Here is a 22,039-nt window from a genome sequence, read left to right as displayed (position 1 = left end):
GGCTAACCGGGATCAAGCGCAGTGGTTAACTGCGGACGTGGACAGGCAACCATCGTTGGCACGCCGTTTCTTCGACCGACTCGAACCCGTGCACGCCGTCACCTACTTCGCCCCGGAAGCTCGCGCCGCCCTCGACGGCCTTGGCTACAAGGGATTTTGGATGGGCTACTTCGCGGCCAGATCGGCACCGCTGGGCGAGGTGGCGCCCGACGTGGTGACGGCGGCGTTCTACAACTTCGCCCCGCAGCGGGTGGCCAAGGCCCTTCCGGCGGCGTGGGAGGTCGCTGCCCCGGCCGACGCGCTGCGGGTGCGACTGGAGTCCGCGGTGGCCGCGCTCGAGCGCTACGGCGTCGGACAGGGCGACGAGCTGGCGACCGCGGCCGACTTGTTGGCGAAGGCCGCCCGCAACGCCCCGCTCGACGGCCGATGCCTGTTCGCCGCGAACGCGGCACTGCCATGGCCGGACGAACCCCTGAGCAAGCTCTGGCACGCCACGACATTGCTGCGGGAACAGCGCGGCGACGGTCACATCGCGCTGCTCATCAGTCACGGGATCTCCGGTCGCGAGAGCAACATCTTGCACGCCGCCGCGGGCCGTGTGCCCAAGGAGATGATCATGCGCAGCCGTGACTACGACGACGAACAGTGGGCCCTGTACCGGGACCGGCTCGCCGAGCGGGGGCTGATCGACGGTGACGAGCTCACCGACGCCGGCCGCGATCTCAAGCTACAGATCGAGGACGGCACCGACCGGTTGGCGTTGCCGGTGCTCGACGCGTTGAGTGACGACGAGGTCGAGACGCTGTTCCGCACGCTGACCCCGATCACCCGCAAAGTCGTCGCAGGCGGTGATGTCCCCGCCGCGACGCCGATGGGTCTGAACCGCGAGGACCTCGACGACGACAGCGCCCACCTCGCATAGCCCTCCCTCTGTGCCGCGAGCGTGCGAGTCTGCACACGACACGCCGCAGTGCGCCAGCATTTTGCGCACGCTCACGGCACGCTGAGTGTCGTGATGGTGCTGAAATCGGTGATGCTGTTCCTCCTCGCCGCGCTGCTCGAAATCGGCGGCGCGTGGCTGGTGTGGCAGGGCGTGCGCGAGCATCGCGGTTGGTGGTGGATCGGGGCGGGCGTGATGGCGCTCGGCGCTTACGGTTTCGTCGCCGCGTTTCAGCCCGACGCCCATTTCGGTCGAGTTCTGGCGGCGTACGGCGGAGTCTTCATCGCCGGTTCACTCGCGTGGGGCATGATCGCCGACGGTTTCCGGCCCGACCGGTGGGATGTCACCGGTGCGCTGATTTGCTTGGCCGGGGTCGGTTTGATCATGTACGCGCCGCGGTAGCGCACGCTCGCCGCGGTGCGAGCGTGCACGACACGCTGAATTTTCGCGGCGTGTCGTATGCAGACCCGCACGCTCGCGCAACAAAGGCGATTTGCTAGCCCTGGTTGCGGTTCCACTCCAGCCAGCCAACGCCCTTGCGGCCGTCGGCGGTCGTGACCGTCGCCCATGCGCGCGGGAAGTGGCTGATCCGGCCGTCGGGTGAGGTCAGCAGCACGGGAGCGTGGGCGCGCACCTCGGCCGTGACCGTGACATCACCGGGTCTGAGGGCCAGCGTCGTCTCCACCGGTAAAGCGTTGTCGGCGAACGTCTCTCGTGCGGTGACAGTTTGCAGCTCGATCAGCGGTTCACCGGGCGGTTGCACATAACCGATACCGAGCGGCGGGGCGCCGGGGATGCGGATGTCGACGCCGTGCAGGTGGGTGCCGTCGTCGAGGTGCAGTGCGCTCCACACCCAGTCCATCGCCCACCAGTCGCGCACACCCCAGGAGTGGTCACGCTGCCCCGGCACACCGGTGAACGTGAACTCGCGACCGTCGACGGACACCGTGCCCGACACCGAGCACGGGATCTCGTACCGCGGGGTCACCCGGTACATATACGGCGTGCCGGTGGTGGTCCACTCGAATTCCATCGACACGTCGACCGGGCGGCCGGATTCGTTGCGGAGCAGTCCCGCCGGATCGTCGTACGCCTGGCCGCGGCCACGCATCGTGACGCGGAAGGTCTTGAGCGGTTCGGTCGGGGTCAGCGTCAGTTCGATCGCATCGGTGCCCTCGAAGTCGAGCAGCGCGTAGGTCGGGATGTCCGGACCACACACCAGGCCGTTGATCCAGGACGTCTCGATGTTCGGGTACAACCCCAAACGCACCCACCCGCCGATCTCCTGCTGCGGGTCGACGAAGTCGAAGTACCAGCTCTCGTTCCACAGCGGCTCGTCACCGGGCGGGTGTTCGCCATCGTCCTCGGCGGTGGGCGTAAGCGGTTCTGGCACAGTCGGTTCTGGCAGCGCGCTCAGCGCGTCGACGTCGAGCACATGCTCGCAATGGCGCTGCAGCATCGTCATGAACATCTCGTCGCCGCGCTCGGTCCGCTCAACGAGCATCGAGGAAATGATCGCCATCATCACGCCGAAGAAAGTCTGCCTGCGCACCCCGTCGCGCACGTCGTGGAGGGTGATCGGAGGGTTCGGGCCGAGCGCGGAGTGGTATGCGGAAAGCAGCGCGTCGTAGTGCTCGCGGCGCACCTCGACAGGAAGCGCACAGCCCATGAAGTACGCGACGTCCGTCATCGCCGGCCCCCACGTGACCGTCTGCCAATCCACCACCGTCAAAGGACGATCCGCGCCCGGCTGTCCGAACAGCATGTTGTCGAGGCGGTAATCGCCGTGCACGAGCCCCATGACCTGATCGGGCGGGGATTCCGCGGCAATATAGGGGTCGAAGCTTGCGATCAGTCGCTCGCACACGTCACGGTGCGCGGGCGCGATCTGGTCGGCGTACCGCTCGGCGAAGCCTGCGTACAAGCCGGCGATCAGCGCCTGGTTGACCGGCGCCTCTCGGTTGAGCCACTCGGCGTTCGCGACAGCGGGGTCGCAGAGCAGCGGCCCGTGCAACCGGCCGAGCTCGGACAGCGCCAGCATGGCCTGTTCAGCTGAAGCACCGCGGATCTCGTCGCCGACGGTCGCGGGTCCCGCGTCGCCGAGCAGCAGATGGAAGGCGCCGGTTTCGGCGTTGAACGCCGAGGAGAAGCACGGCGCCACCGGCCCCCCGATCCGCGGCGCGATGTCGGTGTAGAACCGCACCTCGCGTTCGTACAGGCCTAGCGCCAAACCGGTCTGCCTGCTGACCGGGTCAGTGGCGGCCACCTTGAGCACCACGGTCGCGGGGCCGGTGTCCTCGCCCGCATACGTCAGCGCGACGCGGTAGCACTCGCTCATCTGGCCGGTCCCGATGCGCTCGTAGGAGAAGTCCGCGACCGGTGATCCGATCGCCGACGTCAGCCACTCGGCGTTCAATTCTGCGGGCCGCTCGACGATGTTGATGGTGGGCACGTGTCACCTCCGTGGGACATTCCGTGGTGGCTGGGGGCCACCGTCAACGCGAGACCAGCGAGAAGTTCTCCCATGCCTCCCTGCGGGCGGCGTGCGGGTCGAACTCGGTGCGCGGGCGCTGATCGAACACCCGCACAGCGCGGTTCGCGCTGGTGTAGGTGGGCCAGTCGGGGCCGGGCACACCGGTGCGGGCGAACTCGCGCCAGCGGCGTTGGACGTCATCGCTGACGCGCAACGCAGTTCGGCGGTCACCGACCGCGGTGAGCAGACGACCGAACCCGGTGCGGTACACGTCGAACACCGCCAACAGCTCGGTGGCGTGCGTTGCGCCGAGTCCCGACCAGCGCAACGGCCTCGGAGCGTAGTCGTAGCGGTACAGGTAGGTCGGCGCATGGCGGCTGTGCGCCTCGGCGATCTGCCAGGCGGCCGAACCGAACGCGAAATCGCTGCCGAACTGGACGCATGCCTTCTGGTTCGGATAGCCCGGATACGCGGCGGTGATGCGTTCGCGCTCTTCGGGTTCGGCCTCGGCGAGCAGCCGCTCGATCATCGGCTCGGACATGGGCAACAGCTTGAGGAAGCGACCGAAAAGGTTGGCCTCTTCGGCATTGGTCCCGACGATGAGCGGAAGCCGGTGGCCCTTACCGCTGCGCATCGCCTCCACCGGATCCTGTGGCAGATAATCGGTTCCGCTCGTGGGACCGGCCGCGAAGGCGCCGAGCATCTCGCGCTGGCCTTGTTTGATGAGCTCTTCGAACGCCTCCACCAGTTCGGCCGGCCGCGCCGCCATCACCGCGTCGGCGCCGTCGTCCTCCCCCGCCCCCAGCATCGCGGCGAACCGCGTCGCGTACTGCGCGGCCACCTCAGGGGTGCGCACCATCCCCGCCGCCGGGCTCTCCGAGATCGCCTTGGTGAAAAGGCCTTTCGACGCAGGCACTGCGAGCAATGTGGCGACGGCGTGCGCTCCGGCGCTCTCACCGAAGATCGTGACGTTGTCGGGATCGCCGCCGAACACCGCGATGTTCTCGCGTACCCAGCGCAGGGCCATCACCAGGTCACGCAGATACAGGTTGTCGTCGATCGTGACGTCCCGGTTCGACAGCGACGAGAGGTCCAGACACCCCAGCGCGCCCAGGCGGTAGTTGACCGACACGTACACACATCCCTTGCGGGCCAGCGCCGCACCGTCATAAATCGGCGTGGCCGACGACCCCATGAAATAGCCGCCGCCGTGGATGAAGACCATGACAGGCAGCGCGGAGTCCGACCGCTTCTTCGGGCTCACCACGTTCAGGGTCAGGCAGTCCTCGCTCATCGGTTGGTACTTGCCCGGCGCCAGCATCGTGTACATGCGCTGCTGGGGGGCGCAGTTGCCGTACCCGTGGCAGTAGCGGACGCCGCGCCACGGCTGCACCGGCTGGGGCGCGCGCAGGCGCAGCGGACCCACCGGCGGGCGCGCGTAGGGGATGCCGCGCCAACGGTGCACGCCGTCGCGGGTGAACCCCTCGATGGTGCCGGAGGCGATGGTCGCGCGGACGGTGTGTTCGTGCATCACCCGACGTTAGCAATGACCTTCCAGCATGGCCTCCCGCCGCGCCTGGCCAGGGATTGCGTGTCGGCCCGCTAGCCTGGCCGGTATGCGAATGGCTGTGCTGATCGCGTCTGTGCTGGTAGCGGGGTGTTCGACGACGACGGGCGGACAGGCTGAGCGGATCGAACCGATCCCGCCGGCGCCGTCGGCGAGTTCGCCCACCACGACCACGACCAAACCGAAGCCGACCGCTCCACCGGCCCCCGGCGCGCCGTTCGGCGATGTGGTGGCCTGGGTCGAAGCCGGTGAACCCGCTGACGCCGGCCAGTACCACGTGGCCATGCGTGAGGGCCAGACGACGGATCTCGGGGAGGACGTCGCGTTCACCACGCCGTCGGGCAAGACGAGCTGTATGACCGACAGCCAGTACGCCGACGGTGCGCTGGCCTGCTTGGTGGACCTGGTCGACCCGCCGCCGCGGCCGGATGACGCCTACGGCGAGTGGAAGGGCGGCTGGGTCGACTACGACGGCAACAGCGTGACCGTCGGCTCCGTGCACGGAGACCCCGGCCGGTTCACCGCCGGCGAGGGGCCCGAGCTTCCGTACGGCCTGGTGCTGTCGTTCGGGGACTACCGCTGCCGGACCGACACCGTCGGACTCTTCTGTGTCAACCACGCCTACCAATCCGCGGTCAAGTTCAGCGATGCAGGTATCGAACCGTTCGGCTGCCTGCAGTCGGTCGCTGCGCCCCCGCAGACCGGCGAGAAGTTCAGCTGCTGACCACCCGCGCTAGGAGACGCCCTTACGCTTCAGCAGCGGCAACACGCCTTCGGCGAACCAGTAGGCCTCTTCCAGGTGCGGGTAGCCCGACAGAATGAACTCGTCGAAGCCGAGCGAGTAATACTCGTAGATTAGATTGGCGACCTCCTCATGGCTGCCGACGAGCGCCGTGCCCGCGCCGCCGCGCACCAAGCCGACACCGGCCCACAGGTTCGGGTAGATCTCCAGCTGATCGGTCCGACCGCCGTGCAGTGCGGTCATCCGCCGCTGCCCTTCGGACTGCGACTCAGCTTGCAGCGCAGTGGCTTTGGCGATCTGGCTAGCGCTGAGGCCCGACAGCATCTCATTTGCGACCGCCCAGGCGGCCGCCGAGGTGTCGCGGCTGATCGTGTGCAGCCGGATGCCGAACCGCACGGTGCGACCGCGTTGTTCGGTGAGTTCACGGACTCGCGCGATCTTCGCGGCGGCGTCCTGCGGGGGCTCGCCCCACGTCAGGTACACGTCGACGTACTTCGCGGCGATCGGCAGCGCGGCCGGTGAGGATCCGCCGAAATAGATCCGCGGCAGCGGATCCGGCGGCTCCGACGCCCGGGCGTCGGCGACCCTGTAGTAATCGCCCTCGAAGTCCAGCGATTCCTGACGCCAGATGGCATCGACGATGTGGAGGAACTCCCCAGTCCGCGCGTAGCGCTGGTCGTGGTCGAGCCAATCGCCGAACCGGCGCTGTTCGACATCGTCACCCCCGCTGACGATGTTGAGCAGCACACGCCCCTCGGAGTACCGCTGCAGCGTCGCCGCCTGCTGCGCGGCGAGCGTGGGCGGCGTCAGCCCCGGCCGGAACGCGACGAGGAACTTCAACCGCTCGGTCTCCGCCAGAAGTGCCGATGCGCTCAACCACGCGTCCTCGCACCAGGTTCCGGTCGGGGTGAGCACCCCTTCGTAGCCCAGGCGGTCGGCGGCGCGGGCCACCTCGGCGAGGTAGCGCCGCGTCGGTGGGCGGTAGTTGGCGGGCACCGTCTGCTGTGACGACGCGTGCGACGTACCGACGATGGACCGGCCGTCACCGCTGGTGGGCAGGAACCAGAAGAACTTTGCCGTGGACATATCGCTCCTAATCGCGAGTCAGGTAGAGGGGTTTGAGCACGTCGGTATAGCGGCGGTCGACCCAACGCTCGAAATCCGGTGCCGCCGCGATCTGTTCGGACTCGGCGAACAGGTCGGCCATCTCCTGCTCAGACGCGATCAGTCCGTCGGACAGGTCAGTGGGCAACCGCAGGCTGCGCCCCTGTGCGAGTGCGGCGACCGCGGGATCGAGACCGACTTCCTCGCCGTAGCGTTTCGCCCACTGCTCGCGGTTGTCGTCGGCCCATCGCACAGCCTTGGCGTAGCGCTGCAGCAGATCGCTCAGCGCTGTGTTGCGTTTCGGGTCGGCCAATGCAGCGTCGGAGGCGACACCGAAGCCTGCGCCATTGGTGACACCGGTCGCGGTGGCGATGCTGCGCACCGCGAGATCGGTCTCGGCTTGGGCGGTGTAGGGGTCCCATACTGCCCAGACGTCGACGCGACGCTGGGTGAACGCCGACAGCGCGTCGGCGGGTTGCAGGAACACCAGTTTCACGTCGGCCACACCCAATCCGGCGCGGTCGAGTTGAACGAGTGTATGACCATGCGCCGAACTGCCTTTGGCGACTGCGATGCTCCTTCCCCGCAGGTCCGCGACGCGTTGGATCCGTGCGTCGGCGTGGACGAGGATCTGATCCCCGTATCCGCCGCCGTCGTATGCCGACACCACCTTGACCCTCGCGTTGGAGGCCGCGCCGAAGATAGGCGGTGTGTTACCGGTGATCGCGAAGTCGATCTTTCCGGCGGTGGCGGCCTCGATCTGGGGCGGACCGGATGTGAACGTGGAGAAGTTGATCGCGTACGGCAAGCCGTCGAGGGCGCCCGATGCGCGCAGCAGCGCCTCGGTGCCGCCCTTCTGGTCGCCGACGTTGAGTGTGAGTCCGGCAAGGTCGGACAACGCTACGGTGGCCGGTGCCTCCTGAGCACTCGGGCTGTTCTGCCGCGACACGCATCCGGTCGCCAACAGACCGATGAGCGCGAGCACAGCGACGACCCTGGACATAACGAACCCCTTCGGTTGCTTACGGTTTCAGCCCTGCACGCCGAGCTGGGCGAGTAATTCGGCGCGGTAATTCTCCGCGCCGATCGAGGTGCGCGGGTCGGCGATGTGGAGCGTGTGGGTGACGCGGCCGTCGTCGAGCACGAGCACGCGGTCGGCGAGCGCGACGGCCTCGTCGACGTCGTGCGTGACCAACAGCACGCCGAACCCGTGCTCGCGCCAGAGGTCGAGCAGCAGTTCGCGCATGCTCAGCCGCGTCAAGGCGTCCAACGCGCCGAACGGCTCGTCGAGCAGCAGCACATCGGGTTGGGCCACCAGAGCACGGGCGAGCGAAACCCGCTGTGCCTGACCGCCCGAGAGCGTCAGCGGCCATGCGTCGGCACAGTCGGCGAGCCCAACGTCGGCCAGCGCCCGCTCGGCGCGTATCCGGGCCTGATCCTTGCGCAACCCGCTGCGGGTGAGTCCGTACTCCACGTTCGTGCGCACGTCACGCCACGGAAACAGCCGCGGCTCCTGGAAAGCCAGTGCGGGCGGGCCCGACACGACACGCTGGCCGCTGTGTTCGGCCGACAGGCCGGCAAGCACCCGCAGCACGGTCGACTTACCGGATCCGCTGCGGCCGATCAGCGCGACGATCTCGCCGCTGCCGATCCTCATCGATACGTCGACGAGCACGTGGTGGTCGCCGTACCACTTGTCGACGTGCCGCAGCTCGGCCGCAGTGCGGAGTTCTCGTGCAGTGGCCAGTGTCATGAGCGATACCTCAATGCGCGTCGTTCCAGAACGCGGACGATGGCGTCGGTACCGATACCGAGCAACGCGTACACGATCAGGCCGAAGATGATGATGTCGATGCGCAGAAAATCGCGCGCGTTGTTGATCAGGAAGCCGATCCCGCTGTCGGCGTTGATCTGCTCGGCGACGATCAACGTCAGCCATGCGATCGCCAACGACTGCCGAAACCCGACGAGCACCTGGGGTGCCGCGCTCGGCACGATGATGCGCCAGAACCGGTGCCAGAACGAAAACCCGAGCACCTGAGCGGTTTCGAACAGCTTCCGGTCGACCTGCCGGATGGCCGAGAACGTGTTCAGGTACAGCGGAAAAGTGACACCCAACGCCACCAGCAGCACCTTGGGCAGTTCGCCGATGCCGAACCACAGGATGAACAGCGGGATCAGGCCGAGATGGGGCAGCGCCCTGACCATCTGCATGGGCGGATCGATGCCGGCCTCCACCCACCGCGACAGGCCGACGGCCGTCCCGAGCGCGATACCGAGAACACCGCCGAGGACCAGGCCCTCGACCACCCGGATTCCGGAAACGCTGAGCGCATCGGCGAGTTGGCCGTTGCGGACCAGCTCCACCCCCGCCTCGAAGATCAGCGACGGGGCGGGCAGCACGTCCTGGGAAATGACGCCGACCGCGCTGAGAAGCTGCCACAGCATCAGCAGGACCACCGGCGACGTCCACCGGATCACCGCCCACTTATGTTGCCGCCGAACGCGATTCGCGTGGGACCCGGCCGTGATCGGCGCGGTGGGCGCGGTGAGGTCCGGTGGGGCGGTCACGTGGTCTGACGCTACGGACGGCCGCTCGCCGCCTGAAGGTTTTGATTCTGGGTGAACGAAAGCCACAAGCGATAGCTGGGAGATCGGCACACCCGGGGGCTGTGTCAGGTCACGCGGAACGAACCATGACGACGGTCGGGGTCACGTCCCTGCCTCGGCGCCGAATTGGGCCTCAGACCACCCATTCCGCGCGCCGCCGTCGACGTCGGCGCCGTCGCACCCCGCCGGTCAGCGCCAGCCGTCGGCCGCCTTGGCCGACGTCATCAACGCGTCGCACAGTTGCCGCAATTCGGCCGCGTCGGCGCCTTCCTCAACCGCCGTCGCGACGTCCTCGGCCGCGCATCGAACCTGGTAGATGCGGTCGGAGAGCTCGGCGGCCTCGTCTGGGGTGAGGATGACGGCGTCGGGCGCCAGCGACGTGCCCTTGATCACGCTGCGCTGCTCGTACGCGCGTTGGCGGCACGACTGCCTGCAGTACTGCCGCCGCCTGCCCAGCCCCGCATCGCCGACCTCACGACCGCACCAGCGGCACGCCGCAGGGCGGAGGCGCCTTTTGATCCCGGTTGTCACAGGCCAGACTGTAAACCGACGGTCAGCGGTTTCCCGGTATCATGGTGGGTCGAGTCGGGAACTTCACAGCATGCTGCGGCGTTGATGATTCGGACAATAACGCGCTGATCTAGGAGTGTTTGACGATGGCTGATCGCGTCTTGAGGGGAAGTCGCCTCGGAGCCGTGAGCTACGAGACCGACCGCAACCACGACTTGGCGCCGCGTCAGGTGGCGCGGTACCGCACCGACAACGGTGAAGAGTTCGACGTCCCGTTCGCCGACGACGCCGAGATTCCACACACCTGGCTGTGCCGCAACGGCATGGAAGGCACCCTGATCGAGGGTGACGCACCCGAGCCGAAGAAGACCAAGCCGCCGCGCACGCACTGGGACATGCTGCTCGAGCGCCGGTCGGTCGAGGAGCTCGAGGAGTTGCTCAAGGAGCGGCTCGACATCATCAAGGCCCGCCGCCGCGGCTGACCCCGCCCTCGGCGAGTGACCGGTCCGTGCCACGAAAGCACGGCGTGTCGCGGTGCAAACGCGGCCGCTCGCGGGTTGCGAGGATCAGCGGGTTGAGGATCAGCGCGTGACGCGGGCTCCTCGGCCGCGGTCAATGCGGCCGCGCAGACCCCACTCCGCGACCTTGAACAGGGCCTCGCGGATGTTGGATCCACTCATCTTGGACTGACCGAACTCGCGTTCGGTGAAGGTGATGGGCACTTCCACGACGACGAAACCGTTGTTGATCGTGCGCCAGGTCAGGTCGATCTGGAAGCAATACCCCTTGGAGTCGACCGCGCTCAGGTCGATCTTCTCCAGCACTTCGCGTCGGTAGGCGCGGTAACCGGCGGTGATGTCATGGATATCGACGCCGAGCAGAATCCGCGAATAACCGTTGGCGGTACGCGACAGCAGCAGGCGCCGCCGCGGCCAGTTGCGGACCTCTCCGCCGGGCACGTAGCGCGAGCCTATGACCAGGTCGGCACCGCCGTCGATGGCGTCGAGCAACCGGTATAACTGCTCGGGTGGGTGACTGCCGTCGGCGTCCATCTCGACCAGCACGGAGTACTCGCGGCTCAGCCCCCAGGCGAAACCGGCCAGGTACGCCGCGCCGAGCCCACCCTTGGCATTGCGGTGCATGACGTGGATGCGGTCGGGCTCCGCGAGGGCGAGTTCGTCGGCGAGCCTGCCGGTGCCGTCGGGGCTGCCGTCGTCGACGATCAGGAGGTGGATGTCGGGCAGCGCCTTCTGGACGCGCTCGACGATCAGCGGCAGGTTCTCCCGCTCGTTATAGGTGGGAATGATGACCAGCGCGCGTTGGCTGGGTCGCTCCCCCGGGTCCCGGCCCGTCGTCATGTGGCTCCTCTGTCTGTGGTGCGGCCGCCCACGCGGCGACGCACAAAGCCTTCATTGTGCAGCATCGCGACGATCAGGCTGCCCACGCCGAGGGCGATGAGTAGCCCCTCCACCAGCGGCCCGAACCGCGTCGCGGCTGTGAGCTGGGTTTTCAGCCGCACGGCGGAGTCGAGGTAGGCGGGTTCGTAGAACGCGGTGCGAGCCAGCTCACGGCCGTCCGGCGAGATGATCGCGCTGATCCCCGTCGTTCCCGCCACGACCACATAGCGGTCGTGTTCGACCGCACGCAGCCGGGCGAACGCGAGTTGCTGTTCGCTCATGGACTCGGTGAACGTCGCGTTGTTGGACGGCACGACCAGCAGTTGCGCGCCGTTGCGCACCGACTCGCGCGGCGCACGGTCGAAGATCACCTCCCAGCAGGTGGTCACCCCCACCGGCACGCCGGCGGGGTGCACGACCCCGGTTCCGTCACCCGGCACGAAGTATCCGGCGCGGTCGGCGTACTCGGAGAAGTTGCGGAAGAACCCGCGCCACGGCAGGTACTCGCCGAAGGGCTGCACGATCTGCTTGTCGTGGCGCTCGCCGGGTCCGCTCTCCGGGTTCCACACGATCACCGAGTTCGTCGTGGTCGGCTCCTCGGCCGTGGCGCCGGGAGCCTCGACCACCGCGCCGACGAGAATCGGTGCGTCGATGGCCGCGGCGGCCGAGGAGATCAGCTCGTGGGCGTCGGGGTTGGCCAGTGGATCGATGTCGGAGGAGTTCTCGGGCCAGACGACGAACATCGGCCGCGCCGCCCGCCCCGCCCTCACGTCCTCGGCCAGGCGCAACGTCTCGCGGACGTGGTTGTCGAGCACGGCACGACGCTGGGCGTTGAAGTCCAATCCGAGCCGGGGCACATTGCCCTGGACGACGGCGACGGTGACCGAGTGCTCGTCACCGGCGCCGAGGCCGGACTGGCGCACGTGCGGCCATGTCAGGGCGGTGGCGAGCAGCACGGCGCTGATACACAGGCCGGGCACCACCACGGCCGGTGGTGTGGCCTGCGCGTCGTTGCGGCGCCACCACTGGATCACCTCAAAAACCATTGCCGCCAAGCTGAACCCGACGAGTACGACCCCGAAAGACAGCAGCGGCGCCCCGCCGAGTTGGGCGATCGAGCGCAGCGGGCTCTCCGTCTGGCCGTACGCGACGACGCCCCAGGGGAATCCACCGAACGGCACCGTCGACTTGAGCCACTCCTGCGCCGCCCACAACCCGGCGAACCACAGCGGCCAGCCCGGTAGCCGCCGAACCACCACCGCGGACGCGCCGAACAGCGCCGGGAACACCGCCTCGGCGAGTGACAGTCCGATCCATGGGAAGGGCCCGACGAACGCCCCGACCCACGGCAGCAGCGGCAGGTAGAACGCCGCCCCGAACAGGAAGCCGTAGCCGAATCCGCCTCGCACCGTGGTGGTCTCGCGTGTCAGCACCCACGCCAGCAGTGCGAACGCTAGGAAGCCCAGATACCACCATCCGAAGGGCGGAAAGCTCAGACACAGAAGTACCCCGGCGACGATCGCCACGCCCAGTTGCGGCAACCGGTCCACCAGGGCTTGGCCGAATCGCCCTGTTCTCGAGGAACTCTCAACCATGGATGACGACACCTCGATGGACCGTCTGCCGACAGCGGGGTGACGGGGCGTCGAGTCGCGGCAGCGGCGGTACCCGTGACCGCCGGTCTGTGGACCACCGTTGCACCGCGTCGGCGGGCGCGCTCACCTCGAGTTCGTCGGCCTGCCAGATCGCGTACGATGCCGGTGCACCGGGAACGAGGGTGCCCGCCAATCCGTCTCGTACGCCTGCGGCGCGCCACGCACCTCGGGTGAGTGCTGCGAACGCCGCGCGCGCCGAGAGTGCACTGCCCGGCGTCTGGTGTCGCGTCGCCGCGCGCAGGGTCGCCCAGGGGTCTATCCCGGTGACGGGGCTGTCCGAGCCGAAGGCGAGAGGCACGCCTTGGGATGCTAACAGCGCGAACGGGTTCAGCGATCTGGCTCGCTGCGCCCCGAGACGCTGGGCGTACATGCCGGTGTCGCCGCCCCAGAGCGCATCGAAATTCGGTTGCATGCTGGCGAGGACGCCCCAGGCGCCGAGCTTGTGCGCCTGTTCTGAGGTGACCATCTCCAGATGTTCGAGTCGGTGGCCGCACCGGGCGACCGCGGGGGCGCCCGAGGATGCGACGACGGACTCGAACGCGTCGACGACTGCGGTGACGGCGGCGTCGCCGATCACGTGGAAGCCGGCCGTGATGCCCGCCTCGGTGCACGCCTGCAGGTGGGCCGCGATGGCGTCGGGGTCGAGGTAGGTGTTTCCGACACAGCCGGGCGCGTCGGTGTAGGGCTGCTGCAGCCAGGCGGTGCGAGAGCCCACCGCCCCGTCGACGAAGAGGTCGCCCGCCAGGCCGCGGGCGCCGGTGCGTTCGATCAGTGCGCGCGCCTGGTCAGCCGTGGTGACCGCCTCACCCCAATAGCCGACGACCTCGACGCCGTGGTCGAGGGCGCGGATCTCATCCCAGTCGTCCAGGCCGCCGATGTCGGGGCCTGCGCATTCGTGCACTGCGACGATGCCGTGCGCTGCGACTGCGTTGAGCGCGGCGGTACGGGCTTTGTCGCGCTGTCGGGCGGTCACTCCAATCCGGGCGGCGGCGCGGGCCAGGTGGTGAGCGTCGCTGGTCAGCGGTCGCTGCGGGTCGTATCCGGTCGCGTCGACCAGGCCCGGACACAGCGCGCGTAGCGCGGTGGAGGCGGCGGCCGAGTGCACGTCGACCCTGGCGAGGTAGGCCGGTCGGTCCCCCACGACGGCGTCGATGTCATCGGTACTGGGCGGGGTTCGGTCGGACCAGTCCGATTCGTCCCAGCCGTGCGCCCAGATCGGGCCGTCGGGGTGGCTGCGGGCGTGGTCTGCGAGCAGTTTCAAGCAGTGCTGGAGCGAGGCGGCCGGCCGCAGGTCGAGCCCGGAGAACGTAAGCCCGGTGGCCGTGAGATGGATGTGACAGTCGACGAAGGCGGGTGCGACGAAGGCACCCTCGAGCTCGATGACCTGCGCCTCGGGAAACTGGCTACGACCGACGTCGTCACTGCCCAACCATGCGATCACACCGTCGCGCACGGCCAGCGCCGTGGCGTCGGGCATGGCGGGGCTGTGCACCCGCCCGTTTACCAGAAGGGTCGTCACCTAGGGGAGGTTCTCACAGCCCGTCGGTGGCGGGGCGCGGGCGCTCCACGGCGGGCGGTTCGACGTCGACCACGTCGACGACCTCGCCGTCGATGTAGTCATCCCGCTTGGTGGCCGCTCCCCACCCGGCCATTCCCGCGGTGATCAGCGGCGCCCGGCGGGCGGCGAGCGCGGTGAGCAACGGGCGCCCCGCGGCCCGCGTCGGTGGCAGCAGGAGCAGCGCCCCGGCCACCGAACTGGCCAGCCCCGGTATCACGACGAGCACCGTTCCGAGCGCGACGAGGACGCTGTCGGCGGCGGTACCGTGCAGGCTCGCCGGGGTCAGGCCCGAGCGCAACCGGCCGATGTGACGCCTGATCTGCGATCCGGCCAGCGCGAAACCCAGCACGAACGTCGTGAGCAGCAGCAGTAGCGTCCAGCCGATGCCGATCGTCGACACCAGCGCTACCACGACCGCGGTTTCGATGACCACATAGAGGACAAACAGCCGCATCGCCATACGTGGTAAACGTCCGGACGGCCGCGAGGGTTCCGTAGATTGGCGGGTGTGGCCACGATCAAGATCGATACGCCGGGCGGTCCCATCGACGCGTTGCTCTCGACGCCGGCCGGCGAGGGCCCGTGGCCGGCGATCGTGGTCGTGCACGACGCGATCGGCTACGGGCCGGACAACGAGGCGATATCGGCGCGCATCGCCGAGGCGGGCTACATCGCGATCACTCCCGACCTGTACTCGCGCGGTGGTCGGGCCCGATGTATCACCCGGGTGTTCCGTGAACTGCTCAGCAAGCGGGGTCGCGCGCTCGACGACATCCTCGCCGCCCGCGACCATGTCCTGGGCCTTTCCGAGTGCACGGGTGCCGTCGGTATCGCCGGGTTCTGCATGGGTGGGCAGTTCGCGCTGGTGATGTCGCCGCAGGGTTTCGGCGCGTCGGCGCCGTTCTACGGCACCCCGCTGCCCCGCCGTCTCGACGAGACGCTGACCGGAGCGTGCCCGATCGTCGCCAGCTTCGGCCGCCGCGACCCGATCGGCATCGGTGCGGCAGATCGGCTGCGAAAAGTCGTCGCGGACAAGCAGATTCCGGCAGACATCAAGGTGTATCCGGATGCCGGGCACAGCTTCGCGAACAAGCTGCCAGGGCAGCCGCTGTTGCGGATCACCGGTTTCGGCTACGACGAGGCGGCGGCAGGCGACGCCTGGGCGCGGGTGTTCGCGTTCTTCGGCGAACACCTGGCGGCTACCCCGCGGGGCTGACAGCGGGCCTGATCTCGATGCCGATGTGGATCTTGTCGATGCCGCCACGGATGAGCGCCTGCGGGATCCACCACCACGCATGCCACCAGTAGCGCCGGGTGACCTTGTCGAAGACGCGGCGGGTCTCTTCTTTGGGCAGCACCCGGGCGACCGCTTCGACCGGGTTGCCTTTCGGCTTGCCGAGCGCCGTCGACTTCTGGATCGTCACCCGCGGGGTGTTGTTGATGCGCTTGGTCTTCCACGATCCGTCGTCGGTGATGACGAGCAGTTTGTCATCCTCGGGGGCTCCCCAGATCGGGGTGGGCTTGGGCCTGCCGTCCTTGGTGAACGTGGTCAGCAGGATGTACTTCGAGCGGGCGACGTCGTCGAAGGTGTCGGCCATGGTCAGCCCGGCTTGATCTCGATGGTCACGTTGTTCTTCATCCCCCCGCGCAGCTTGGAGAAAACGTTGAAGGTCTTGCCCAGCAGGCCGTAGCGCTTGCCGATCGCGTCGTAGGTCGCGCCGTTGGCGGACTTGTCGAGAACCGCGGCGACGGCTTCGACCGCCTCCCCCTTGGGGTTGCCGCGCATGTCGCACGGCGCGATGGTCACCCGCGGGGTGTTGCGGATCCGCTTGACCTTCCACGAGGACTCCTGCGTGATGGCGATCAGCCCGTCGCCCTCGGGAACCGCCCAGATCGGTGTCGGCTTGGGTCTGCCGTCCTTGGTGAACGTGGTCAGCAGGATGTACTCGGACTTGGCGACATCGGCGAAGGTGGCAGTCACCTCCCCAACCTAGCCCTCCAGGTCGCCTTCGGTCTCGAGCAGCACCTTGCGCAAACCGTCGAGCGTCGCCTGCTCCGGGGCCGCCCACATTCCGCGGTCGGCGGCCTCCAGCAGCCGTTCGGCCATACCGTGCAAAGCCCACGGATTGGACTCGGTCATGAATTTGCGGTTCTCGTCGTCGAGCACGTATTCCGCCGACAGCCGCTCGTACATCCAGTCGGCCATCACGCCTGCTGTGGCGTCGTAGCCGAACAGGTAGTCGACCGTGGCGGCCATCTCGAACGCACCCTTGTAACCGTGCCTGCGCATCGCGTTGATCCAGCGCGGGTTGACCACGCGGGCGCGGAACACCCGGGTGGTCTCTTCGGACAGGGTGCGGGTTCGCACGGCATCGGGGCGGGTGTTGTCGCCGATGTATGCGGCGGGGTCCTTACCGGTCAGCGCACGAACGGTGGCGATCATGCCGCCGTGGTACTGGAAGTAGTCGTCGGAGTCGGCGATGTCGTGTTCGCGGGTGTCGGTGTTCTTGGCCGCCACCGCGATTCGGCGGTACTGCCGGCTCATGTCGTCGGCGGCCGGCGCGCCGTCCAGACCGCGGCCGTAGGCGAATCCGCCCCACGCCGTGTACACCTCGGCGAGGTCGGCGTCGTCGCGCCAGTTGCGGCTGTCGATCAGCTGCAGCAGCCCGGCACCGTATGTGCCCGGCTTCGAACCGAAAATCCTTGTGGTGGAGCGACGCTCGTCACCGTGCTCGGTCAGGTCGGCCTGGGCGTGCGCGCGGACGTAGTTGTCCTCGGCCGGTTCGTCGAGACCGGCGACGAGCGCCACGGCGTCGTCGAGCATCGTGACGACGTGCGGGAAGGCGTCCCGGAAGAACCCGGAGATGCGCACGGTGACGTCGATGCGAGGCCGTCCGAGGTCGGCCAGCGCGATCGGTTCGAGATCGACCACTCGCCGCGACGCCTCGTCCCACACGGGGCGCACACCCAGGAGGGCGAGCACCTCCGCGATGTCGTCACCGGAGGTGCGCATGGCCGATGTGCCCCACACCGACAGGCCAACGGAGCGCGGCCAGTCGCCGTAGTCCTCGCGGTACCGCTCGAGCAACGAATTGGCCATCGCCACACCGGTTTCCCACGCCAGCCGAGACGGCACCGCCTTGGGGTCGACCGAATAGAAGTTCCGCCCGGTGGGCAGCACGTTGACCAGCCCCCGCAGCGGCGATCCCGACGGACCGGCGGCGATGAAGCACCCGTCGAGGGCCCGAAGGATCTGGGTGATCTCCTCCGCCGTGCCCGCGAGCCGCGGCACCACTTCGGTGGCGGCGAACCGGAGCACCGCGGCGACGTCCGCGTTGTCGGTCAGCGTGTCGACCAACTCGGGGTTCCACCCCGAATCCTGCAACGCAGCCACCAGTCTCCGGGCTTGTCCTTCGGCTTCGTCGACGGCGGCGCGTTCGTCGTTGCCGTCCTCGGCGAGGCCAAGCGCCTGGCGAAGGCCCGGCACCGTCTGCTCCCCGCCGAACAGCTGACGCGCCCGCAGCACCGCGAGCACCAGGTCCAGTTCGTCTTCGCCGCTTGGCGTTTGGCCGAGGATGTGCAGGCCGTCGCGGATCTGCACGTCCTTGATCTCGCAGAGCCAGCCGTCGACGTGCAGCAGCATGTCGTCAAACGAGTCCTCTTCGGGCCTTTCCTCGAGACCGAGGTCGTGGTCCATCTTCGCGGCGCGCATCAGCGTCCAGATCTGCTGGCGGATCGCCGGCAGTTTGCCGGGGTCGAGCGCCGACACGTTCGCGTGCTCATCGAGCAGCTGCTCCAAACGCGCGATGTCACCGTAGGTTTCGGCGCGCGCCATGGGCGGGATCAGGTGGTCGACGAGCGTGGCGTGGGCGCGACGCTTGGCCTGGGTGCCCTCGCCGGGATCGTTGACCAGGAACGGGTAGATCAGTGGCAGGTTGCCCAGCGCCGCATCGGATCCGCAGGCCGCCGACATACCCAGCGTCTTACCCGGCAGCCACTCCAGGTTGCCGTGCTTGCCGAGGTGCACGACCGCATCGGCGCCGAACACCGACTCGATCCACCGGTACGCGGCCAGATAGTGGTGGCTCGGCGGCAGATCCGGATCGTGATAGATCGCGACCGGATTCTCACCGAAACCGCGCGGCGGCTGCACCATCAGCACGACGTTGCCCGCCTTCAGGGCCGCGATGACGATCTCACCGTCGGGATCGCCGCTGCGGTCGACGAACATCTCCCCCGGCGGCGGGCCCCAGTGCTCGACGATCGCGTCGGTGAGCTCGGCTGGCAGCGTGGCGAACCAGTCGCGATACTCCTTGGCCGACACCCGGATCGGGTTCCCCTCGACCTGGCCTTCGGTCAGCCAGTCGGGGTCCTGGCCGCCGCGTTCGATCAGGGTGTGGATGAGTGCGTCACCGTCACCGGAGGCGATGATGGTGTCGAGGGCCCCGTCACCGTCGCCGATCCGGTAACCGTGCTCGCGCATCGCGCGCAGTAGCGCGATCGCACTGGCCGGCGTGTCGAGCCCGACGGCGTTGCCGATGCGGGCGTGCTTGGTCGGGTAGGCCGAGAACACCACCGCGATCCGCTTGTCCTGCACCGGGATTGCGCGTAGCCGCGCGTGCCGGACCGCCAGCCCGGCGACCCGGGCGCACCGTTCACGATCGGGCACATAGGTGGTCAGGCCCTCGTCGTCGATCTCCTTGAACGAGAACGGCACCGTGATGATGCGCCCGTCGAACTCCGGCACGGCGACCTGGGTAGCGACGTCCAGCGGTGAGAGCCCGTCGTCGTTGTTCTGCCACTGCGCCCGCGGACTCGTCAGGCACAACCCTTGCAGGATCGGAACGTCCAGCGCCGCGAGGTGCGCGACGTTCCACGCGTCATCCGTACCGCCGGCCGACACGCTCGACGGGGTGGCGCCGCCAGCCGCGAGCACCGTCGTGATCAGCGCGTCGGCCGTCCCGAGTAGTTCGAGCAGGTCCGCGTCGGCCGTGCGCAGCGACGCGCAGAACACGGGCAGCGCACGGCCACCGGCATCTTCGATCGCATCGCACAGCGCCTCGACGTAGGTGGTGTTGCCCGCGAGATGTTGCGCGCGGTAGTACAGCACCGCGACCGTCGGGCCGTCGCCGCCACCGTCGCGGGGCACGACGCCCCACAGCGGTGTGCTCTCCGGCGGCGAGAACCCGAAGCCGGTCATCAGCAGGGTGTCGCACAGGAAAGCGTGCAGGTGACGCAGGTTCGTCACGCCGCCCTGAGCGAGATAGACGTGCGCCTGCAGCGCGACACCCGCGGGCGTGGTCGAGTGGCCCATCAACTCCGCGTCGGGTGACTGTTCGCCGCTGACGACGACGGTGGACACGCCGCTGGCCACCACCTCATCGATGCCGTCCTGCCAGGCGCGGTAACCGCCGAGAATCCGCACCACCACGACGTCCGCGCCGCTCAGCAGTTCACCGAGCTCACCGTCGACCAGCCGGGACGGGTTGGCCCACCGGTAATTGGCGCCGCTGGAGCGGGCGGTGATGAGATCGGTGTCAGAGGTGGACAGCAGCAGGACGGTCGGGTCGAAAGAGGGGTGAGCCACCCACCATTCCTACCCCACGCGCTCAGCACCGCTTTCCGCGAGCGTGTGAGTCTGTCGACGACACGCCGCGAAATAGCCGCACTTAAGGCACGGTCGGCGAGCGCGAGCGTGCACGAATGCCGGGATTTCGCGGCGTGGCGCGCAGCAGACACGCGCGCTCGCGCAAATGAGGTGAGACAAGGTGGGATGGCTAGCGGCGGTTCCAGCGACCGTAGGTGCTCTGCGGGTAGGGCAACCCGAGGGCGGCGATGAGTACGACCAGAAGAGCACCGAACACGATTAGTTCGAACATCATCGTTCCTTCCTGACGCTTACTGCACACGCGTGCAGTAACCCGGAACTTACGACGTCGGCGGGTATTTGAGACCGACTTGTGTGGCACGGATCACTAGAGGTTCTAGTGTGACGGCCATCACCTTTCGGCGGTGTGGACTTCGAAATGGGCGAGCTCGGGTCCGCTCAGCAATTCACGATGCCGGCCCGGACGCCATGGGAACAGTTCGGGCAGCCCGTCCTTGCCGAGATACCAGCTGTTGCATCCGGTCACCCAAACTGTTTGCGGTAGAGCGGCTTTGATGTCTTCGTTGTACTCCTTGGTCGCGCTGTCCGTTGGCTCCACCGCGACGACCTGACCGCTGCGAAGGTGGTCGAGCCATCTCAGGACGTACTCGGCCTGAGTTTCGGCGATGATCACCAGCGACTGGTTTCCGATCGGCGAGTGCGGTCCGATCAGCATGAACATGTTCGGGAACCCCGGTACCGCGACCGACCGATATGCGTGCGGCCCCTCGGCCCAGGCTTCCTCGAGTGTCAACCCGCGCTCGCCGACCACCGTCATCGGGTGTACGTAGGCATGGGCGTCGAACCCGGTCGCCAGGACGAGTACATCCAATTCGTGGTGCACACCGTCCGCGGTTACGACACCGGTGGCATCGACGTTGTCAATCGCCTCCGTCACCACCTGCACACCGGGCTTCTGCAGCGCTCGGTAGTAATGTCCGGCGAATACCTGACGCTTACACATCGGGTGGTAGCCGGGCGTGAGCTTGCGGCGCAGTTCGAGATCTCGCACCGACAGCCGCAGATTCACCCGACACAGCGTCACCATGATGCGGCGCTGCCAGCCGGGTTCGACGACCGCGCGCGCCGGAATCCCCTCGAATACGTTCTGCCAGAAGCGATACCCGATCCTGCAGAGCGCGGGCCAGCGGCGCAACAGCACCGTGGTGAGCCGCGAGTAGCGAGGGTTCGGAGTCGGAAAAACCCACTGCGGAGTGCGCTGAAAGACCGTCAGCCCGCGCACTTTGCCGCCGAGTTCGGCTGCGATCTGTACCCCCGTAGAGCCTGTTCCGATCAACCCGATCCGTTTGCCCGCCAAGGAAACCGAATGGTCCCAGCGGGCCGAGTGGAAACACGGGCCGGCAAAGGTCTGCAATCCCGGGATGGCGGGATAGCGCGGTACTCGCAACACACCGGTGGCGGTTATGAGCACGTCGAACCGCTCATCTCCGTCAGCGGTGGTGACCATCCACCGCCCCTGCTCGTAGCGAGCCGACTCGACCGGGGTGCCGAACCTGATGCGCGACAGGATGCCCCGTTCGGTCGCGACCTGCCGAAAGTAGGACTGGATTTCACTGCCCGGCGAGTACACGTGTGACCACTCGGGATTGGGCCGGAATGAATACGAGTAGAAGCGTGACGGTACGTCGCAGGTCAACCCTGGGTAAGTGTTGTCTCGCCAGGTTCCGCCGACCTCGTCGGCGGCCTCGTAGATGAGGAAGTCGTCGAGACCAGCGTCCTGCAATTTCACGCCCATACATATGCCGGACATTCCGGCGCCGACGATCGCGATTCTCAGTGCACGTTGCTCTGCCATCGAGCCCCCTTCGGCTACCG

The 22,039-nt window shown here is 67.9% G+C and carries 20 protein-coding genes; 5 read left to right on the top strand and 15 right to left on the bottom strand.

Annotated elements, in window-relative coordinates:
* The first annotated feature begins 37 nt into the window (after positions 1-37).
* Both AAHH99_RS23705 and AAHH99_RS23700 read left to right on the top strand, forming a co-directional pair.
* The gene (locus AAHH99_RS23705) at positions 38-922 is read left to right on the top strand and encodes an SCO6745 family protein (protein ID WP_418770905.1); all 885 of its coding nucleotides are present in this window, start codon (positions 38-40) and stop codon (positions 920-922) included.
* A gap of 93 nt (positions 923-1,015) precedes the next feature.
* Entirely contained in the window at positions 1,016-1,342 is a 327-nt protein-coding gene (locus AAHH99_RS23700; RefSeq protein WP_418771114.1) for a YnfA family protein, read from the top strand.
* 94 nt (positions 1,343-1,436) lie between these two features.
* Here AAHH99_RS23700 and AAHH99_RS23695 read toward each other — a convergent pair whose 3' ends face one another.
* Both AAHH99_RS23695 and AAHH99_RS23690 read right to left on the bottom strand, forming a co-directional pair.
* The gene (locus AAHH99_RS23695) at positions 1,437-3,392 is read right to left on the bottom strand and encodes a phosphotransferase (protein WP_418770904.1); all 1,956 of its coding nucleotides are present in this window, start codon (positions 3,390-3,392) and stop codon (positions 1,437-1,439) included.
* 43 nt (positions 3,393-3,435) lie between these two features.
* Positions 3,436-4,944 (bottom strand): carboxylesterase/lipase family protein, encoded by a 1,509-nt coding sequence (locus tag AAHH99_RS23690; RefSeq protein ID WP_418770903.1) that lies wholly within the window; start codon positions 4,942-4,944, stop codon positions 3,436-3,438.
* Positions 4,945-5,029: 85 nt separating this feature from the next.
* On the opposite strand from AAHH99_RS23690, the gene AAHH99_RS23685 reads away from it, so the two are divergent.
* The gene (locus AAHH99_RS23685; RefSeq protein ID WP_418770902.1) at positions 5,030-5,704 is read left to right on the top strand and encodes a hypothetical protein; all 675 of its coding nucleotides are present in this window, start codon (positions 5,030-5,032) and stop codon (positions 5,702-5,704) included.
* A gap of 9 nt (positions 5,705-5,713) precedes the next feature.
* Here AAHH99_RS23685 and AAHH99_RS23680 read toward each other — a convergent pair whose 3' ends face one another.
* The 5 genes from AAHH99_RS23680 to AAHH99_RS23660 form a co-directional block, all read right to left on the bottom strand.
* On the bottom strand, positions 5,714-6,808 hold the full coding sequence (locus tag AAHH99_RS23680) for an LLM class flavin-dependent oxidoreductase (protein ID WP_418770901.1): 1,095 nt from the start codon (positions 6,806-6,808) through the stop codon (positions 5,714-5,716).
* A gap of 7 nt (positions 6,809-6,815) precedes the next feature.
* Entirely contained in the window at positions 6,816-7,829 is a 1,014-nt protein-coding gene (locus AAHH99_RS23675) for an ABC transporter substrate-binding protein (RefSeq protein WP_418770900.1), read from the bottom strand.
* Between the two features lie 27 nt (positions 7,830-7,856).
* Positions 7,857-8,579 (bottom strand): ABC transporter ATP-binding protein, encoded by a 723-nt coding sequence (locus tag AAHH99_RS23670; protein WP_418770899.1) that lies wholly within the window; start codon positions 8,577-8,579, stop codon positions 7,857-7,859.
* Positions 8,576-9,274 carry an ABC transporter permease gene (locus AAHH99_RS23665; RefSeq protein WP_418771113.1) on the bottom strand — a complete coding sequence of 233 codons (699 nt, stop codon included), beginning with the start codon at positions 9,272-9,274 and terminating at the stop codon, positions 8,576-8,578. The genes AAHH99_RS23670 and AAHH99_RS23665 overlap by 4 nt, the downstream gene beginning before the upstream one ends.
* Positions 9,275-9,625: 351 nt before the next feature.
* Positions 9,626-9,967, bottom strand: coding sequence for a hypothetical protein (locus tag AAHH99_RS23660; protein WP_418770898.1), 342 nt, complete (start codon positions 9,965-9,967; stop codon positions 9,626-9,628).
* Positions 9,968-10,092: 125 nt separating this feature from the next.
* On the opposite strand from AAHH99_RS23660, the gene rbpA reads away from it, so the two are divergent.
* Entirely contained in the window at positions 10,093-10,428 is a 336-nt protein-coding gene (gene rbpA, locus AAHH99_RS23655; RefSeq protein ID WP_059102195.1) for an RNA polymerase-binding protein RbpA, read from the top strand.
* Between the two features lie 99 nt (positions 10,429-10,527).
* Here rbpA and AAHH99_RS23650 read toward each other — a convergent pair whose 3' ends face one another.
* The 4 genes from AAHH99_RS23650 to AAHH99_RS23635 are packed head-to-tail and all read right to left on the bottom strand — an operon-like array spanning position 10,528 to position 15,016.
* Entirely contained in the window at positions 10,528-11,304 is a 777-nt protein-coding gene (locus tag AAHH99_RS23650; RefSeq protein ID WP_418770897.1) for a polyprenol monophosphomannose synthase, read from the bottom strand.
* The gene (gene lnt / locus AAHH99_RS23645) at positions 11,301-12,938 is read right to left on the bottom strand and encodes an apolipoprotein N-acyltransferase (RefSeq protein ID WP_418770896.1); all 1,638 of its coding nucleotides are present in this window, start codon (positions 12,936-12,938) and stop codon (positions 11,301-11,303) included. Before lnt ends, AAHH99_RS23650 begins: the two co-directional genes overlap by 4 nt.
* Positions 12,931-14,517 carry an amidohydrolase gene (locus tag AAHH99_RS23640; RefSeq protein WP_418770895.1) on the bottom strand — a complete coding sequence of 529 codons (1,587 nt, stop codon included), beginning with the start codon at positions 14,515-14,517 and terminating at the stop codon, positions 12,931-12,933. Before AAHH99_RS23640 ends, lnt begins: the two co-directional genes overlap by 8 nt.
* Before the next feature lie 13 nt (positions 14,518-14,530).
* Complete coding sequence (locus tag AAHH99_RS23635; RefSeq protein ID WP_418770894.1) at positions 14,531-15,016, bottom strand: FxsA family protein; 486 nt, start codon at positions 15,014-15,016, stop codon at positions 14,531-14,533.
* A gap of 48 nt (positions 15,017-15,064) precedes the next feature.
* Between AAHH99_RS23635 and AAHH99_RS23630 the strand changes: the two genes are divergently transcribed.
* The gene (locus tag AAHH99_RS23630; protein ID WP_418770893.1) at positions 15,065-15,772 is read left to right on the top strand and encodes a dienelactone hydrolase family protein; all 708 of its coding nucleotides are present in this window, start codon (positions 15,065-15,067) and stop codon (positions 15,770-15,772) included.
* On the opposite strand, the gene AAHH99_RS23625 is transcribed toward AAHH99_RS23630, so the two are convergent.
* The 4 genes from AAHH99_RS23625 to AAHH99_RS23610 all read right to left on the bottom strand — a co-directional run bounded on the left by AAHH99_RS23625 (position 15,756) and on the right by AAHH99_RS23610 (position 22,019).
* The gene (locus AAHH99_RS23625) at positions 15,756-16,154 is read right to left on the bottom strand and encodes a PPOX class F420-dependent oxidoreductase (protein WP_418770892.1); all 399 of its coding nucleotides are present in this window, start codon (positions 16,152-16,154) and stop codon (positions 15,756-15,758) included. The two genes, AAHH99_RS23630 and AAHH99_RS23625, sit on opposite strands and share 17 nt — an antisense overlap.
* A 2-nt stretch (positions 16,155-16,156) precedes the next feature.
* Positions 16,157-16,537, bottom strand: a complete 381-nt coding sequence (locus AAHH99_RS23620) for a PPOX class F420-dependent oxidoreductase (protein ID WP_418770891.1) — start codon at positions 16,535-16,537, stop codon at positions 16,157-16,159.
* 9 nt (positions 16,538-16,546) lie between these two features.
* Positions 16,547-20,143: a cobaltochelatase subunit CobN gene (gene cobN / locus AAHH99_RS23615; RefSeq protein ID WP_418770890.1), complete on the bottom strand. Its 3,597-nt coding sequence runs from the start codon at positions 20,141-20,143 to the stop codon at positions 16,547-16,549.
* A gap of 412 nt (positions 20,144-20,555) precedes the next feature.
* Entirely contained in the window at positions 20,556-22,019 is a 1,464-nt protein-coding gene (locus AAHH99_RS23610; RefSeq protein WP_418770889.1) for a flavin-containing monooxygenase, read from the bottom strand.
* Between the last annotated feature and the right edge of the window lie 20 nt (positions 22,020-22,039).

This window comes from Mycobacterium neumannii (genome assembly GCF_048452905.1).
GTDB classification, from domain to species: domain Bacteria; phylum Actinomycetota; class Actinomycetes; order Mycobacteriales; family Mycobacteriaceae; genus Mycobacterium; species Mycobacterium neumannii_B.
Note: the sequence above shows the minus strand (reverse complement) of the source record. Positions and strands in the feature narration are given on the sequence as shown.

What these genes read in the sequence shown, in the direction of transcription:
- AAHH99_RS23700 (WP_418771114.1), top strand. Translation starts at nt 1,016, where the DNA reads ATGGTGCTGAAATCGGTGATGCTGTTCCTCCTCGCCGCGCTGCTCGAA.
- AAHH99_RS23690 (WP_418770903.1), bottom strand. Translation starts at nt 4,944, where the DNA reads ATGCACGAACACACCGTCCGCGCGACCATCGCCTCCGGCACCATCGAG.
- AAHH99_RS23685 (WP_418770902.1), top strand. Translation starts at nt 5,030, where the DNA reads ATGCGAATGGCTGTGCTGATCGCGTCTGTGCTGGTAGCGGGGTGTTCG.
- AAHH99_RS23680 (WP_418770901.1), bottom strand. Translation starts at nt 6,808, where the DNA reads ATGTCCACGGCAAAGTTCTTCTGGTTCCTGCCCACCAGCGGTGACGGC.
- AAHH99_RS23675 (WP_418770900.1), bottom strand. Translation starts at nt 7,829, where the DNA reads ATGTCCAGGGTCGTCGCTGTGCTCGCGCTCATCGGTCTGTTGGCGACC.
- AAHH99_RS23670 (WP_418770899.1), bottom strand. Translation starts at nt 8,579, where the DNA reads ATGACACTGGCCACTGCACGAGAACTCCGCACTGCGGCCGAGCTGCGG.
- AAHH99_RS23665 (WP_418771113.1), bottom strand. Translation starts at nt 9,274, where the DNA reads ATGCTGTGGCAGCTTCTCAGCGCGGTCGGCGTCATTTCCCAGGACGTG.
- rbpA (WP_059102195.1), top strand. Translation starts at nt 10,093, where the DNA reads ATGGCTGATCGCGTCTTGAGGGGAAGTCGCCTCGGAGCCGTGAGCTAC.
- AAHH99_RS23650 (WP_418770897.1), bottom strand. Translation starts at nt 11,304, where the DNA reads ATGACGACGGGCCGGGACCCGGGGGAGCGACCCAGCCAACGCGCGCTG.
- lnt (WP_418770896.1), bottom strand. Translation starts at nt 12,938, where the DNA reads ATGGTTGAGAGTTCCTCGAGAACAGGGCGATTCGGCCAAGCCCTGGTG.
- AAHH99_RS23635 (WP_418770894.1), bottom strand. Translation starts at nt 15,016, where the DNA reads ATGGCGATGCGGCTGTTTGTCCTCTATGTGGTCATCGAAACCGCGGTC.
- AAHH99_RS23625 (WP_418770892.1), bottom strand. Translation starts at nt 16,154, where the DNA reads ATGGCCGACACCTTCGACGACGTCGCCCGCTCGAAGTACATCCTGCTG.
- AAHH99_RS23610 (WP_418770889.1), bottom strand. Translation starts at nt 22,019, where the DNA reads ATGGCAGAGCAACGTGCACTGAGAATCGCGATCGTCGGCGCCGGAATG.